At 67.4% G+C, this 14,698-nt stretch carries 14 protein-coding genes; 5 read left to right on the top strand and 9 right to left on the bottom strand.

Annotation, left to right across the window (positions count from 1 at the left end):
* Window positions 1-393: 393 nt before the first annotated feature.
* From ACQY8M_RS26190 to ACQY8M_RS26170, 5 genes are all read right to left on the bottom strand, one after another.
* Window positions 394-804 (bottom strand): DUF350 domain-containing protein, encoded by a 411-nt coding sequence (locus tag ACQY8M_RS26190; RefSeq protein ID WP_428661828.1) that lies wholly within the window; start codon window positions 802-804, stop codon window positions 394-396.
* An 18-nt stretch (window positions 805-822) separates the two neighbouring features.
* Entirely contained in the window at window positions 823-1,575 is a 753-nt protein-coding gene (locus tag ACQY8M_RS26185; protein WP_428661825.1) for an SDR family oxidoreductase, read from the bottom strand.
* A 147-nt stretch (window positions 1,576-1,722) separates the two neighbouring features.
* Window positions 1,723-2,535 (bottom strand): enoyl-CoA hydratase/isomerase family protein, encoded by an 813-nt coding sequence (locus ACQY8M_RS26180; protein WP_428661822.1) that lies wholly within the window; start codon window positions 2,533-2,535, stop codon window positions 1,723-1,725.
* A 189-nt stretch (window positions 2,536-2,724) separates the two neighbouring features.
* Window positions 2,725-4,251: an anthranilate synthase component I gene (gene trpE, locus ACQY8M_RS26175; protein ID WP_428661819.1), complete on the bottom strand. Its 1,527-nt coding sequence runs from the start codon at window positions 4,249-4,251 to the stop codon at window positions 2,725-2,727.
* 9 nt (window positions 4,252-4,260) lie between these two features.
* On the bottom strand, window positions 4,261-6,195 hold the full coding sequence (locus ACQY8M_RS26170; RefSeq protein ID WP_428661816.1) for a SurA N-terminal domain-containing protein: 1,935 nt from the start codon (window positions 6,193-6,195) through the stop codon (window positions 4,261-4,263).
* A 118-nt stretch (window positions 6,196-6,313) separates the two neighbouring features.
* Between ACQY8M_RS26170 and tpiA the strand changes: the two genes are divergently transcribed.
* The 5 genes from tpiA (at window position 6,314) to ACQY8M_RS26145 (ending at window position 10,915) form a co-directional block, all read left to right on the top strand.
* Window positions 6,314-7,069, top strand: a complete 756-nt coding sequence (tpiA, locus tag ACQY8M_RS26165) for a triose-phosphate isomerase (protein ID WP_428661813.1) — start codon at window positions 6,314-6,316, stop codon at window positions 7,067-7,069.
* Window positions 7,070-7,092: 23 nt separating this feature from the next.
* Window positions 7,093-7,467, top strand: a complete 375-nt coding sequence (gene secG, locus ACQY8M_RS26160) for a preprotein translocase subunit SecG (RefSeq protein ID WP_428661810.1) — start codon at window positions 7,093-7,095, stop codon at window positions 7,465-7,467.
* A gap of 100 nt (window positions 7,468-7,567) precedes the next feature.
* On the top strand, window positions 7,568-9,196 hold the full coding sequence (locus tag ACQY8M_RS26155; protein WP_428661808.1) for a CTP synthase: 1,629 nt from the start codon (window positions 7,568-7,570) through the stop codon (window positions 9,194-9,196).
* A gap of 59 nt (window positions 9,197-9,255) precedes the next feature.
* On the top strand, window positions 9,256-10,014 hold the full coding sequence (locus ACQY8M_RS26150) for a hypothetical protein (protein ID WP_428661806.1): 759 nt from the start codon (window positions 9,256-9,258) through the stop codon (window positions 10,012-10,014).
* 1 nt (window position 10,015) lies between these two features.
* Window positions 10,016-10,915, top strand: coding sequence for a peptidoglycan-binding domain-containing protein (locus ACQY8M_RS26145; RefSeq protein ID WP_428661804.1), 900 nt, complete (start codon window positions 10,016-10,018; stop codon window positions 10,913-10,915).
* Window positions 10,916-11,019: 104 nt separating this feature from the next.
* Here ACQY8M_RS26145 and ACQY8M_RS26140 read toward each other — a convergent pair whose 3' ends face one another.
* From ACQY8M_RS26140 to ACQY8M_RS26125, 4 genes are all read right to left on the bottom strand, one after another.
* Entirely contained in the window at window positions 11,020-11,700 is a 681-nt protein-coding gene (locus ACQY8M_RS26140; protein WP_428661801.1) for a DUF6925 family protein, read from the bottom strand.
* An 8-nt stretch (window positions 11,701-11,708) separates the two neighbouring features.
* The gene (locus ACQY8M_RS26135; RefSeq protein WP_428661799.1) at window positions 11,709-12,503 is read right to left on the bottom strand and encodes an ABC transporter ATP-binding protein; all 795 of its coding nucleotides are present in this window, start codon (window positions 12,501-12,503) and stop codon (window positions 11,709-11,711) included.
* A gap of 13 nt (window positions 12,504-12,516) precedes the next feature.
* A complete protein-coding gene (locus tag ACQY8M_RS26130; protein WP_428661797.1) occupies window positions 12,517-13,479 on the bottom strand; it encodes a FecCD family ABC transporter permease in 963 nt (320 codons plus the stop codon).
* A gap of 393 nt (window positions 13,480-13,872) precedes the next feature.
* A complete protein-coding gene (locus ACQY8M_RS26125; protein ID WP_428661794.1) occupies window positions 13,873-14,694 on the bottom strand; it encodes an ABC transporter substrate-binding protein in 822 nt (273 codons plus the stop codon).
* Window positions 14,695-14,698: the final 4 nt, after the last annotated feature.

The raw sequence follows: 14,698 nt of genomic DNA, 5'->3' as shown, positions 1-14,698 counted from the left end.
TGCGAACTGGCCGAGCTCCCGAACCCGCCGCGCGAGCTGGTCGACTGGGCGGACGAGCTACTGCCCGTGGTCGACGATGTCGATGTCGCCGAGCTGGAGCTGCCGCCGCGGTAGCCCGAGCCGCCAGTTCCGCTGCTGCCACTGCTGGCGCCCGCCTGGCTCGGCGCACAGGCCGGGGAGCCGGGCACGGCCGGGCCGCAATTCGGGGCGACAGGTCCGCGATAGAATGGATTGGACATGCCCCAGAGCAAGGGCAGGGCACCAAGTCCTCCAAGCCCGCCGATTGCCGGTGTGCAGGAATAAAGCAGGGCCGCGCCGCCCACCCCCATGAGCGCGAGCTTGACGCCTCGCGACATGCGCTTCTTGCCACCGTTAGGATTGGGCATCGACATGTCAGTACGTAAGGCAGGCCGCGTTGATCAGGCCGAAGGACAGCGAAAAGCCTCCGGCAGTGATGCCCGACGCCGACTCATTGGCTTCGATCGCCTGCTTGAGATAGGGCATCGTGAGGCGCAGCGTCAGGTGCACGACCACCTGAACGAGAAGCGCCACCAGCGACCACAGCACGACGTCGGTCAGCGATGAAGAGTGCGCGATGGTGTTGGCGAGCGGAAGGCAGAAACCCAGCAGCGCGCCGACCAGCGCGATCGCGGCGGCAGAGTTGCCGGTTCGGATCAGGGCGAATTCACGCCACGGCGTGATCAGTGCGTAGATCCAGAGGAAGAGGCCGGCGAGAGCGAAGCCCACGACGACGTAGCGCACGAAGTTCGGAAAGGCCGCGACCAGCCAGTTCAGCTCGGGCATGGCGCGACTTTCCGCCGCCTAACCGTGCATGGTCAAGCCGCCCGATACGCTGATCGTCTGGCCCGTGATGAAGGCGGCATCCTCACTGGCCAGGAAGCAAACGGCGCCGGGGATGTCGTCGGGCTGGCCGACCCGCTTCATCGGGATGGCGCTGACCAGAGCGGCGCGGATCTTCTGGCCGCGTTCGTCGGCGCCGGCGACCGCCGCCAGCAGGGGCGTGTCGGTTGGGCCGGGGCAGACGGTGTTGAGGGTGATGCCCTTGCGTGCCACCTCGCGCGCCACGGTCTTGGTGAAGGCGATGATGCCGCCCTTGCAGGCCGAATAGACCGCTTCGAGTGAGGAGCCAACCCGGCCGGCATCGGAGGCGATGTTGACCACGCGGCCGCTGCCGCGGCTCACCATGCCCTTCAGCACGACGTGGCTCATGTTCAGTGGGCCATGCAGGTTGATTGCTATGATCCTGTTCCAGAGCTCGGGTGTGGTGTCGATGAAGGGGACGAACTGGTCCCAGCCTGCGTTGTTCACCAGCACGTCGGTCGGCCCGACCTCCTTCTCAAACCGCGCGATGGCCTCGGCGACGCCCGCGTAGTCGGTGATGTCGACACCCGAGGCGAAGCCCTCGATCTCGCCGGCGATCTTCTTCGCACCCTCGAGATTCTTGTCGAACACGCCGACGTGCGCGCCGTAGCCGGCGAAGTGCCGGCAGATCGCGCCCCCGATCGCCCCCGCGCCGCCCGTGACGATGACGTTCTTTCCGTTCAATCCACGCATTGCTTCCTCCCGTATCAAGCGCTTCCGCACACCCGGTGTCATCCCGAGCGCAGCGAGGGATCTAGGGGCCGCAGCATAGATCCCTTGCTGCGCTCGGGATGACAGCTTCGGCGCGGCGGCCTCATCCTTTCTCGATCTGCAAGCCCTTTACAGCGGCGAGTACGGATCGAACTTCGGCTTGCGCTTCTCGAGATGCGAGGCAAGGCCTTCCTTCACCTCGGGGCCGAGGAAGCCCAGCATCTCGAGTGCGGTCGAGGCGTCGAATGTCGGCCCCATCATGCGCAGCCAGTTGTTGAGCGCGTATTTGGTGAAGCGGATCGAGGTCTGCGCGCCCTCGGCGAGCTTGGTCGCGACTTCGAGTCCCTTGGCCTCGAGCTGGTCGTCCTCGACGCAGAGCGAGACCAGGCCGATGCGCTCGGCCTCCTCGCCGTCCACTGCCTCGCAGAGCAGCAGGTAGTATTTGGCCTTGGCCATGCCGCAGAGCAGCGGCCAGACGATGCAGGCATGGTCGCCGGCCGCAACGCCGAGCCGCGTGTGGCCGTCGATGATCTTGGCCTTCTTCGAGGCGATCGAGACGTCGGCCAGGATGCCGGCGACCAGGCCCGCGCCGACGGCCGGGCCGCGCATCGTCGAGACGATCGGCTTGGAGCAATTGATCACGTTGTAGACGATGTCGCGCGCTTCCTTCCAGGTGCGCAGCAGCGCGTTGTAGTCCTTGATGTTGTTCTCGATCAGGTCGAAGTCGCCGCCGGCCGAGAACACCTTGCCGCCGGCGCCCTGGATGATCACGCAGTTGACCGTGTCGTCGCCGTCGATGTCGCGCCACACGTGGACCAGCTCGGTGTGCATGATCGAGTCGGTGGCGTTGTATTTGTCCGGCCGATTCATGGTGACCCGCAGCACCTTGGGATGCGGGCGATCGAACAACAGGCGCTGGTATTTCTTTTGCCAATCCGACATCAGGCTTCCTCCGTTTGCGGAAGCCTATCTCGAATCCCTCCACCGTCATACGGGGGAGGTGTCAGCGTCTTACGCTGACGGAGGGGGAGGGCAACGGAGATGGTGCGTCACACCCCCTCCGTCGCGGATTACCGCGCCACCTCCCCCGACGACGGGGGAGGAGAAGACAATGGCAAAGCCGCTGCGTAATTAGCGGCGCGCGTTCCCTGAGTTGCGTGAGCTGGCGAAGCGGACGGCTTCTTCGGCGGCTTGCACCAGGGCGCGGGCCTTGAGCACGCTTTCCTGATATTCGGCCTCGAGATCGGAATCGGCGACGACCCCGACACCCGCCTGGACATACAGTGTGTTGTCCTTCACCAGCCCGGTGCGCAGCATGATACAGGTGTCCATCGAGCCGTTGGCGGCAAAATAGCCGGCACAGCCGGCATAGATTCCGCGACGCTCCGGCTCCAGCTCCTCGATGATCTCCATCGCCCGGATTTTCGGCGCGCCCGACAGCGTACCGGCAGGGAAGCCCGCCTTCAGCGCATCGATCGCCTCCAGCCCGTCTTCGAGCGTGCCCTCGACGTGGCTGGAGATGTGCTGGAGGTGGCTGTACTTCTCGATGGTGAACTGCTCGAGGACCTTGACCGAGCCGAGCTTGGCGACGCGGCCCACGTCGTTGCGTGCCAGGTCGAGCAGCATGAGGTGCTCGGCGTGCTCCTTGGGATCGGCCAGCAGCTTATCGGCCAGCTGCTTGTCCTCTTCGGGCGTGGCGCCGCGCCGGATGGTGCCGGCGAGCGGGCGGATGGTGACGATGTTGTCCCGCAGGCGGACCAGGATCTCGGGGCTGGAGCCGACGATCGAGAAGTCGCCGTAGTCGAAGAAGATCAGGAACGGCGAAGGATTGATTCGGCGCAGTGAGCGATAGAGCGACAGCGGCGGCAGCTTGAAGGGCAGCGAGAAACGCTGCGACGGCACGATCTGGAAGGCGTCTCCCGCACGGATGTATTCCTTGCAGGTCTCGACCATCGCCTTGAAATCGTCCTTCGACATGTTGGCCTGCGGCTCGGGCAGGGGATCCAACGTATCGGCGCTCTCGCGGCGGAAGGGCAGCGAGCGCTCGAAGTCGGACACGGCATCGGCCAGCCGCTCCTGTGCCGCTTCGTACGCTGCGCGCGCGGACGTGCCGGGCTGCGGCCAGACCGGCGTGACCAGGGTCACGTTGTCTTCCAGCCGGTCGAAGATGCAGATCAGGGTCGGCCGCACCATGATCGCATCGGGCAGGCCGATCGGGTCGGGATTCTCGTCCGGCAGCCGCTCCATGTCGCGAACCATGTCGTAGCCCAGGAAGCCGAACAGGCCGGACGCCATCGGCGGCAGGCCCTTGGGCAGCTCCATCTGGCATTCCCGGATCAGGAGGCGCAGCGTTTCCAGCGGCCGGCCGTCGAGCGGCTCGAAGGCATGTGCATCGGAGCGGGCGCGGCGGTTGATCTCGGCCTTGTTCTTTGTGCAGCGCCAGATCACATCCGGCTTGAAGCCAATGATCGAGTAACGGCCGCGCACCGAGCCGCCCTCGACCGATTCCAGCAGAAAGGAGTTGGGCCGGCCGTCGGCCAGCTTGAGGTAGGCCGAGACGGGAGTCTCGAGGTCGGCGACCAGCTTGGTCCAGACCAGTTGCGGCTTACCACTGTCGTAGATCTGGGTGAACGCGTCGAACTCGGGAAACACGGACATCGCGGCCGCCTACTGCTGCTGTTGCGGCGAGAACGCCGCGGCGAAGACCTGCTCGTTGACGGTGACACCGTACTTGCCGCGCAACGCGCCAAGGAGCTGCGTGACGAGGTCGTTGGCGATCATCGTGTCGAGCTGCTTGCCGAAGCGATCGAGCGCGTCCTTGTCCTTCGCGAGGTCGGCCGCCTGAATCTCCTTCGGCCGCACGATCACGCTGCCTTCGGCGCTGCGCACGGATTGGGCTTTGCCGATCGCCAGCTTGAACAGTTCCTGAACCGCCTGCTGGGTCAGGTAGTTCCCGGTGTCGGCCTCGTAGCGTGTGACCGGCTTGGTCGTGCGCAGCTCCAGCCCGAAATCCTTCGCGATCGCGCCGAGATCGCCGCCGCTGTTGGCCTTCTCCAGCGCTTCCTTGACCTTCTGGTCGGCGAGCTTGCGCCGCTCCTCGGCCTGCCAGGCATCGACAACCTTGGCCTCGACCTCGCTCAGGGCAGGGACGCGTGCCGGCGCGACGCGGTCGGTGCGGACCACGAAATACTCGCCCTTCGGCGTTTCGAGCAGCTGGCTCTCGCTGCTCTCACGCGTGGAGAAGGCGGCTTGCACCAGCTCCGAGGCCGCCGGGCCGATGACGACCTGCTTGCCTGACGCATCCTGGCCGCGGGCATCGACGCCCTCGACGGTATGAACCTTGAGGTTGAACTCCTGGGCGGAGGCGACCATCGACTGGGTCTTGCCGAGCGAGCGCTCGAAGTCAGTGACCAGCTTGATCAGGACGTCGGGCGCAAGCTGCGCCTTGAGGTCGGTTTCGATCTTCTCCTTGACCTGTTCGAATGGCGTTGCCTTGCCGGCTTCGATGTTGTTGATGCGGACCACGTGCCAGCCGAGGGCCGACTTGATCGGCTCGGGCGCAATGCCCTGGGGGGCGGCGAACACGCCGTCTGCGAGGGCACCGGCCGGCAGGTCCTTCTTCAGTACCGGGCCGAGCTTGATGACGCCGTCGGCATTGCCAAGCACTTCCTTGGCGGCATCTTCGAGCGATTTGCCCGCCTTGGCGGCCTCGATGATCTTCTTCGCTTTGTCCTCGCTGTCGGCCATCGCCTGGTCGACGTCGCGCTTTTCCGGCGAGCCGAACTCGGCGGCACGCGCTTCGTATTCCTGCTTCACCTGCTCGGGCGTGACCGCGACCTGTCCCATCACGTCGTCGACCGTCATCAGCACATAGGAGAAGGCGCGGTACTCGGGGATCTGAAATTTGGCCTTGTTGGCCTCGAAATAGGTGCCGAGCTGCTCGGCCGTCGGCTTGGGAACGTCGACGATGATGGCGTCCGGGACATAGACCGTTTCGGCAACCCGCTTCTCGCTCTCCATCTTGAAGATGTCGTCACGGAGGCTGATCGGTGCGAGGCCTTCGGTACGCACCGTGCCGAACAGCTGTGTCGAGGCGATCTGGCGACGGATATCGGCGACGTAGGCAGCTTCGGGGATGCGCGCCTGTTGCAGGAGGGCGCGGTACTTCGCCGGATCGAAGCCGCCGCCCGTTCCCTGGAAGGTGGGATTGCGGGCGATTTCGGCCTGGACCTCGCTATCACTCACTACCAGCCCGTACTGTTGCATGGCGTTGTCGATCACCGCCCGTTGCACCACGTCCTCGAGCGCACGGATGTGCAAGCCGTAGCGCATGGCCTGCTCCGGTTCGGGCCGCTGGCCGGTCTGACGCTGGATCTGTTCGATCTGCCGGTTGAAGCGATCGCGAACCTCCTCGACGGAAACCGAGGTGCCGCCCAGCCAGCCATAGAGCGGGATGTGCATGCCGCCGACATGCGCGACTTCGGTGCTGCGCCCGCCCATCTTGAGCATGTCGCCGATGCCCCACAGCCCGAAGCTGATGATCAGCATCGTCATGAGGGTGCCCATGACGAGATAGGAGGCCAATTTCTTGAATCTGTTCACGGGCGGGCTTCGCAGCGGGGGAGGGGTCGGGACGACGGGGCGCATGCCTACCACCAGCCCCCCTTGCAGGCAACGTGGCAGCCCACTAGACACGCTGGCGTCAAAATACGAGGAAATCATGGCCCGCACCCGCCGTCCGCTCATTGCCGGAAACTGGAAGATGAATGGCCTGAGGGCCGATGCGATGGCCCTGGCCAAGGGCGTCGCCGACGGCGTGAAACAGGCCGGCTGGGCCGATCGCGAGGTGCTGATCTGCCCGCCGGCGACGCTGGTGTCGGCGAGCGCCGATGCCACCCGGGGCACAGGGCTCCTGGTCGGCGGGCAGGATTGCCACGCCAAGGCGAGCGGCGCGCATACTGGCGAGGTGTCGGCCGAGATGTTGCGCGATGCCGGCGCCAGCCATGTCATCGTCGGCCATTCCGAGCGGCGCACCGATTGCGGGGAGACCGACGCCATCGTGCGCGCCAAGGCGGAGGCGGCATGGCGGGCAGGGCTCCTGCCGATCGTCTGCATCGGCGAGACGCTGGCCGAGCGCGAGGCGGGCCGGACACTGGCGGTGCTCGAGACCCAGCTCAAGGGCAGCGTGCCGGCCGGCGCCACGGCGGCCACGCTCGTCGTGGCGTACGAGCCGGTCTGGGCGATCGGTACCGGCAAGACGCCGACCACGCCGGAAGTGGCCGCAGCCCACGCGCATATTCGCAAGGTGCTGGGTGGGCTTGTGGCCGATGCCGCAGGCGTGCGGCTGCTCTACGGCGGCTCGGTGAAAGGCAGCAATGCCGCCGAGCTGCTGGCAGCCGGCGACGTCGACGGCGCGCTGGTCGGAGGTGCGAGCCTCAAGGCCGAGGAATTTTTGGCTATCGCCAAGGCGGCCTAAAGAGGCTAGAAGCGCCCGCGAAAATGGATAGCGTACGTACTTTTTTCCATGATTGGCGGCTGGTGCTGCTGATCATCCACGTCGGCGTCACGGCCGCGATGATCGTCGTCATCCTGCTTCAGCGCAGCGAGGGCGGCGGGCTCGGCATGGGCGGCCGCAGCGACGCGCTGTTCTCGGTCCGCGGGCAGGCCAATGTCCTGTCGCGCATGACTGCGATCTTCGCCGGCATCTTCTTCTTCCTGAGCCTTCTGATGGCCTGGAGCGTCGGCGAGCCCGGCTCGCGCTCATCGCGCTCGATCATGGACAACGTGCCCTCGACGCCCGCGGCGCCGTCACCGGCCGGCGGCAATCCCGCCCCGCCGGCGGCCCCCGGGGCGCCGACAGCGCCCACCCGCTAGGAACAACGGCCGATGTCGGACCGTTCCCACCGCCGAACCTTCTCCGGCGGGACGATATCCCCATGGCCGCGCTCGACAACATTTAGTAGTCTGTAAGCCCATGACGCGCTTTATTTTCATAACGGGCGGCGTGGTTTCTTCGCTTGGCAAAGGTCTTTCGTCGGCGGCGCTCGGGGCGCTGCTGCAGGCCCGCGGCTACCGCGTGCGGCTGCGCAAGCTCGACCCGTATTTGAACGTCGATCCGGGCACGATGAGCCCGTATCAGCACGGCGAGGTCTTCGTGACCGACGACGGGGCGGAGACCGACCTCGATCTCGGCCATTACGAGCGCTTCACTGGCGTCGATGCGCGGCAGAGCGACAACATCACCACAGGCCGCATCTATTCCACCGTTATCGCCAAGGAGCGCCGTGGCGAATATCTCGGCGCCACGGTGCAGGTGATCCCGCACGTCACCGATGCGATCAAGGAATTCGTCCTCGCCGATGCCGACGAGGACTTCGTGCTGGTCGAGGTCGGCGGCACGGTCGGCGACATCGAGAGCCTGCCGTTCCTCGAAGCCATCCGCCAGGTCGCCAACGAGCTCGGCCGCGAGCGGGTGATGTTCGTTCACCTCACCCTGCTGCCCTGGGTGCCGACGGCGGGCGAGCTCAAGACCAAGCCGACCCAGCATTCGGTGAAGGAGCTGCTGAGCGTCGGCATCCAGCCCGACCTGCTGCTCTGCCGCTCGGGCGACAAGGAGATCCCGGCCAACGAGCGGCGCAAGATCGCGCTGTTCTGCAACGTCAAGACCGAGCGGGTGATCGAGGCGCGCGACGTCGACACGATCTACCAGGTGCCGATCGCCTATCACGACCAGGGCTTCGATGCCGAGGTCTGCAAGTATTTCGGCCTCGATGCCAGCGCGGAGCCCAACCTCGACCGCTGGCGCGGCGTGGTGCGCTCGGTGCGCGAGCCCGAGGGCAAGGTCACGATCGCGGTGGTCGGCAAGTACACGGTGCTGCTCGACGCCTACAAGTCGCTGTCCGAGGCGCTGACCCATGGCGGCTTCGGCAGCAACGTGAAGGTCGGGCTGGAGTGGATGGACTCCGAGATCTTCGAGCGCGACGACGCCGTCGCCCATCTCGAGAACGTCCACGGCATCCTGGTTCCGGGCGGCTTCGGCGAGCGCGGCACCGAGGGCAAGATCCACGCCGTGAAGTTCGCACGCGAGCGCAACGTGCCGTTCTTCGGCATCTGCTTCGGCATGCAGATGGCGGTGATCGAGGCGGCCCGCAATCTGCTGGGCATCGAGGACGCCTCGTCGAGCGAGTTCGGCCCGACCGACCATGCCGTGGTCGGGTTGATGACCGAATGGATGAAGGGCAACCGGGTGGAGAAGCGGGCGGCCGATGGCGATCTCGGCGGTACGATGCGGCTCGGCGCCTATGCCGCGCACCTGCGGCGGGGCACCAAGGTGCACGAGATCTACGGCCAGGACGTGATCAGCGAACGCCACCGCCATCGCTACGAGGTCAACGTCAACTACAAGGACCGGCTGGAGCAGGTCGGCTTGCGCTTCTCTGGCATGTCGCCGGACGGCCTGCTGCCGGAGATCGTCGAGATTCCCGACCATCCCTGGTTCATCGGCGTGCAGTATCATCCCGAGCTGAAGTCGCGGCCGTTCGCGCCGCATCCGCTCTTCACCTCGTTCATCAGCGCGGCCAAGGCCCAAAGCCGGCTGGTTTGACCGGATTGGGCCCCATTGGGAGTCGTATTTCCGTCAAGTTTTCCGGGTGGAATCGCGTCATGACCCGCAAGCTGCTCTTCATTGTCCTCGGCCTGTTCACGCTGACGGGTGCCTGGGCGCAGGCTGCCGCCCAGTCCTATGGCAAGGCGGAGCGCCGCGATCCGATCTTCCTGCGCTTCCCCGCCATGGCGGAGCGCTTCTGGGTCAATACCGAGACCATGGCCGCAAGCCACAAGTCCGTGGCGGTACCGATGCCCAAGCAGTGTGCCTTCGTCTATGCCGATACCTACACCCGCAACCAGATGAGCGAGCGCGAGGTGCAGGACATGGCGCTGTCAAACTGCAACGCCAAGCTCGGCCAGCTCGGGCCGCTCGGCGAGAACTACGGCATCAATTGCCAATGCAAGGTCGTGATCAGCGACGGCGTCTATGTCGTCCCGCGCGAGACGCTGCCCGACCAGGCGTACGGGCCGACATCGATCTTCTACCGCGACGATCGCGGCAACATCGCCCGCCTCAACGGCGTCGCGCGCTACGGTGCCCTGATCGGGCGCGATCGCTCGGTGACCTTCTCGGTCGACAACCCCCGCGGCGAGACGGTCTGCGAGGGCACGTTCACCAATGAGGGGCCGCAGTCCGGCCGCTTCTCGCTCAATTGCTTCAACGGCAAGTTCGCCGGCAACGGCAGCTACGAGAGCCGGATCGGCAATCCCAACGACCATATCATCGCCCGCGGCCAGACCGGTCGCGGCCAGCCGGTGACGATGGTGATCGGGCTGCCCTCGCAACTTGCCGCCAGCACCTATGGCGGCCTCTGAGATGCGCGGCTGGCTGCTGGCAGGCCTGCTTGCGCTGACGCCGGCGGTCGCGTTCACCCAGAGCGCCAGCGAGGTCGAGCGCTGCTTCCAGAATCCTGCCAGCTGCGCGTCGAGTGGCGGCGCGCCTGCCCCGGCCCCAGCCCCGGCTCCTGCCGCAAGCGCTGCTCCCGCGGGACCTGCGAGAGGGCCGGACTATGCTGCCGTGCTGAACAGCCCGGAACCCGACCGGCGCAAGCTGCAGGAGTCGCTGCGCACGCTCGACAAGTACAGCGGTCCGATCGACGGCAACCTGCAGTCCGCGGCGACGACGAAAGCCATCGGCGACTGGCAGAAAGGCCACGGCCTGGCCGCCACCGGCAAGCTGACGCCGAGCGAGGCGGTGGCCCTCAACAACGAGGCGACCAAGGCGCCGATCCGGCGCCTCGATCCCTCGGCGCAGGTCGCCGCGGCGCCCGCCGCGCCGCCGTCGAATGCCGATGCGCTGAAGTCCCTGCGCGCGAGGCTCGCGGAACGCCGCAAGGCCGCGGAGCCCAAGGCCGTTGCCGCGGCGCAGTCGCTCGTCGCCGACCTGAAAGCCTACGTTGCAGCAGACGGCAAAGGCGCCGCCGGCGAGCAGTTCGCGGCCTTCGCCAAATGGTATGCCGACACCAAGGCGGCCGGCCGCACCGTCGGCGACATCAAGCCGGCCGTCGAGGACTACGGCGACGCCAAGGCTGGCGTGGCAGCGACGGCCGAGGTGAGCTTCGAGACGAAGCAGGGCGACAAGAGCACGTCGCAGTGCCTGGTCTTCGCCTGGATCGAGGCCAGCCCCCGCAAGAACGCCCAGGTCTTCTCCTGCGACGACGTCGCGGCCGTGGAGAGGTGGAAGACCGATCAGGCGCTGCGCAGCGCCTGGCGGTAAAACGCGTTTCGCTCATTGTCTTTGCTGGGAGCGCGGCTCTCCAGAGCCGCTCATGGGATGTGGCAAACCGAAGAAAGAGCGGCTCTGGAGAGCCGCGCTCCCAGCTAGAGCCTGGTTCGGGGGTAGAGGCTCAGCCCGCAATAGAGGCCGTCGGGCAGCGGCGATCCGGGCGGGTGGATGCGGCCCTGGGCCAGCAACTTCGGCAAGAGGTGAGTGTGCGGTCCCTCGGGCGAGCGGCCGCCCGGCGCCGGGATCGGCTGATGGACCTCGATGCGCGCCACGGCCGAAGCGAGGATGCGCGTCGGGCTGGCGCGCGCAATCGCGAGGCCGGCCGGGTTGTCGGCAGCAAACAGGGGACGGCCGGCGCCCGCGCGCAGGGCGGCATCGGTCTCCGTGTCACCAGACCGCAGGCGCACCAGCATGTCGATGTGAGGCGCCGCGATGCCGACGTCGAATGTCCGATCGCCCAGATCGGTGACCGTCGCGCGTTGCGCGCCGCGCCGCTCGGAACAGAAGGCGATCTCCCGCAGCCGTCCGCCGTCGTCGGTGAGGCCAAAGGGCTGCACGCCCTCGAGCGAGACGATCGCCAGAGCGCCTCTCTCGGTCCGCACGGACATGGCCTCGAGATCGAGCCGCAGGCCCGGCTCGTCGGGGTCGTACTGGAATTCGGCGATGGCACCGTAGGTGCCCACGCTCCAGCCGGTGAGCGGATCGGCCAGATAGCGGCGCACGATCTCTGCCGGATCGTCCTCCAGCGGGCGCAGCTCCTGTTTGGAATTCGGCATGTGTAAATTTACCCGGAAAAATTCTGCCCACGATACGTCCAGGCGACCGGCTGGGCGACCCCGTCGATGGTGACCGTGCGAAAGCCGACGCCATAGGCGCGGTCGATCACGTCCGGTTGCAGCACTGCCGCGGCCGCACCGGACGCCTGCATCCGGCCAGCCACGAGAAGCACGACGTGGTCGGCGAAGCGGGCGGTCAATCCAAGGTCGTGCAGGCAGACCACGACGCAGACGCCGCGCGCCGCTTCCGCCCTGAGCAACGTCATCGCTTCCAGGGCATAGGCCGGATCGAGGTTCGCGACCGGCTCGTCCGCGAGGATGACATCGGCTTCGGTGGCCAGGACGCGGGCCAGCGCGAGCCGGGCGCGTTCTCCCTGCGACAGCTCGTCGATCCGGCGCCCTGCCAGCGACGTGCTCCCAACCCGGGCCAGGGCCCGCTCGATCGCTGCGGTGTCGGTCGGCGAGAGCGGCCGGCTGAGGTCGGCTCCGTGCGGCAGGCGGCCCAGCGCGACGAGATCGCGTCCCAGCAGCGGCCAATAGACGGCGGCGCTCTGCGGCAGATACGCGATGCGTCGTGATCGCACGGCGGCACCGAGCCGGTCGACCCGGGCGCCGTCGAGCGTCGCTTCGCCGCCGTCGGGCGGATCGAGGCCCGCGAGCTGGCGCAGCAAGGTGGTCTTGCCCGCGCCGTTGGGGCCGACGATGGCGCTCAGCTGGCCGCCCGCGAAGGCGACGTCGATTCCGTCGAGCACCGTCCGCGCGCCCCGGCGGCGGACCAGCGAGCGCGTGGCGAGCACGGTCATGTCGCCAGCCCCGTCATGCCGCGAGCCACGAGGCGCGCGTACGCCGGATCACGCGCACGAGGAACGGCGCACCGACCAGCGAGGTGAAGACGCCGAGCTGCAGCTCGTAGGAAGTCGGCAGCACGCGCACGGCGATGTCGGCCGCGAGAACCAGGATCGCGCCGACCAGCATCGACGGCACCAGCGTCGCGCCGGGCTTGAAGCCGACGTGCGCGCGGACGAGGTGAGGGGCCACCAGCCCGACGAAGCCGATCATGCCGGCGACGGCGGTCGCCGCACCGACCATCAGGCCGACCGCGAGCGTGAGCCACAGGCCGAGCCGTCGCGTGTCGACGCCCAGGCTGCGTGCCGCATCCTCGCCGAGCGACAGGGCGTCGAGCCAGCGGCGGTTCATCAGGACGAGCCCCGCACCGGCGACGATGAACGACGCCGACACGAGGATGTGGCGCATATCCCGGTCGGCGATCGATCCTGCCAGCCACAGCCAGATCTCCTGGAAGGCGAAGGGGTTGGGGGCGAGCGCGAGCACCAGCGAGATCAGCGCCGCGGCGATGGCGTTGATCGCCACGCCCATCAGCAGCAGCGATACGGTGCCCGTGCCGGCGCGCACTGCCATCATCAGGCCCGCGACGGCGAGCGCGGCACCGGTGATGCCGGCCAGCGGCAGGGCGAGCGCGAATGCCGCGGCCAGCCCGCTGTAGAACGCACAGACGGCGGCGAAGCTCGCGCACGCCGACACGCCGATCACGCCCGGCTCGGCGAGCGGATTGCGCAGCCAGGCCTGCAGCACGGCACCGCTCAGCCCGAGGGCCGCGCCGACCAGCACGCCGAGCACGGCGCGCGGCAGCCGCAGGTCGAGCACGATCGCCCATCCCACCTCGTTGCCGAGCCGCCACGGCCACCACACCGGCCCGGTCGCGACCGAAACGAGGAAGAGCACGACGACCAGCAGCGCTAGCTTAGCGTGGGTGACCAAACCGCATCCAACTGCGTCAAGTTTCCCATGTTCACCAGGACCTCCTTCCTGTCGTCCTGAGCGCTTGTGCGCTTTTCACGCTGGGAGCGCGGCTCTCCAGAGCCGCTCATAGGCTGTGGCAAACCGAAGAAAGAGCGGCTCTGGAGAGCCGCGCTCCCAGCAGGAAGGGCATGTCTTGTCGGGCCGAGGCGCAGCAGCGCAAGCTTGGCTTGAGTGACCGAACCGCATCCAAATGCGTGCACTTTCATTGCCCCCTCCGGTCGTCCTGAGCGGAGCGAAGGACCTCGCGCCAGCGGCGCGGCCCGTGTCTGATCGTTCGGTGGGGTCCTTCGCTGCGCTCAGGACGACAAGAGCGTCTTGTCGGTCCGAGGCGCAGCCTCGCCAGGCCTGTTCTCACGGATGCACCTCGCGCAGCTTCTGCAGGGCGTCGAGATTCTCAGGACCGGCGCAGATCGAGTAGCGGATCGGCAACGACAGGATGCGGGCATGTCGCGCCAAGGTCCCGATCGCCGGATGGTCGACGAACGAGGTGGCGCGCGCCGGATCGGCGTTGGATTCTTCGTCCAGGATGACGAGGTCCGGTCGGCCGGCCAGCACGGCTTCCAGCGAGAAGCGGCCATAGGCGGAGATGCCCAGATCCGCGGCGAGATTTCGATAGCCTGTCAGGCCGAGCAGCTCGTCCATCAGGCTGCCCTTGCCGGTCGTGCGCAGGTTGGCCTGCAGCACGGCAGCCGTGGCGGTCGGCGGGCCCGGCCGCACGAGCTGGCGCTGCCGCTCGCGCATCGCGACGATCAGGTCGCGGCCCTGGTCGCTGCGGCCGAGCACGTCGGCCATGCGCGCGATCTGAACCTCCGCTTCCTCGAGCGAGGCAGCCCAGGGAAGCTCCAGGATCGACACACCGGCGGCACGCACCAGCCGCTTGACGTTGGCATGCGCCATCGAATCGAACACGACGAGATCGGGCCGGAGATCGAGGATCGATTCGGCGGTGGCGCGGACGGTGGGGATGTTGCGCGCGCGATCGGCCAGAACCGCGGTGCGGGGATCGCGCGCGAGATAGCTGACCCCGACCAGCTGCCCGGGCGCGGCGAGGCGCAGGGCGAGCTGGTCGAGGCACAGGTTGACGGTCACGACCCGCCTGGGCGGTTCGGCACGGCAGGCACTCGTGGCCGCCAGGAGGAGGCAGAGCATGGCGGCGACAAGCCCGGTCTTCACGTCG

This window comes from Reyranella sp., assembly GCF_965279465.1.
Lineage (GTDB): Bacteria > Pseudomonadota > Alphaproteobacteria > Reyranellales > Reyranellaceae > Reyranella.
The sequence above is the reverse complement of the archived record's forward strand: the minus strand, read 5'-3'. Positions and strand labels throughout refer to the sequence as shown.

Coding starts and splice junctions, on each gene's coding strand:
- ACQY8M_RS26180 (WP_428661822.1), bottom strand. CDS start 2,535: ATGTCGGATTGGCAAAAGAAATACCAGCGCCTGTTGTTCGATCGCCCG.
- ACQY8M_RS26190 (WP_428661828.1), bottom strand. CDS start 804: ATGCCCGAGCTGAACTGGCTGGTCGCGGCCTTTCCGAACTTCGTGCGC.
- ACQY8M_RS26135 (WP_428661799.1), bottom strand. CDS start 12,503: ATGACCGTGCTCGCCACGCGCTCGCTGGTCCGCCGCCGGGGCGCGCGG.
- secG (WP_428661810.1), top strand. CDS start 7,093: ATGGATAGCGTACGTACTTTTTTCCATGATTGGCGGCTGGTGCTGCTG.
- ACQY8M_RS26185 (WP_428661825.1), bottom strand. CDS start 1,575: ATGCGTGGATTGAACGGAAAGAACGTCATCGTCACGGGCGGCGCGGGG.
- ACQY8M_RS26155 (WP_428661808.1), top strand. CDS start 7,568: ATGACGCGCTTTATTTTCATAACGGGCGGCGTGGTTTCTTCGCTTGGC.
- trpE (WP_428661819.1), bottom strand. CDS start 4,251: ATGTCCGTGTTTCCCGAGTTCGACGCGTTCACCCAGATCTACGACAGT.
- ACQY8M_RS26150 (WP_428661806.1), top strand. CDS start 9,256: ATGACCCGCAAGCTGCTCTTCATTGTCCTCGGCCTGTTCACGCTGACG.
- ACQY8M_RS26140 (WP_428661801.1), bottom strand. CDS start 11,700: ATGCCGAATTCCAAACAGGAGCTGCGCCCGCTGGAGGACGATCCGGCA.
- ACQY8M_RS26145 (WP_428661804.1), top strand. CDS start 10,016: ATGCGCGGCTGGCTGCTGGCAGGCCTGCTTGCGCTGACGCCGGCGGTC.
- tpiA (WP_428661813.1), top strand. CDS start 6,314: ATGGCCCGCACCCGCCGTCCGCTCATTGCCGGAAACTGGAAGATGAAT.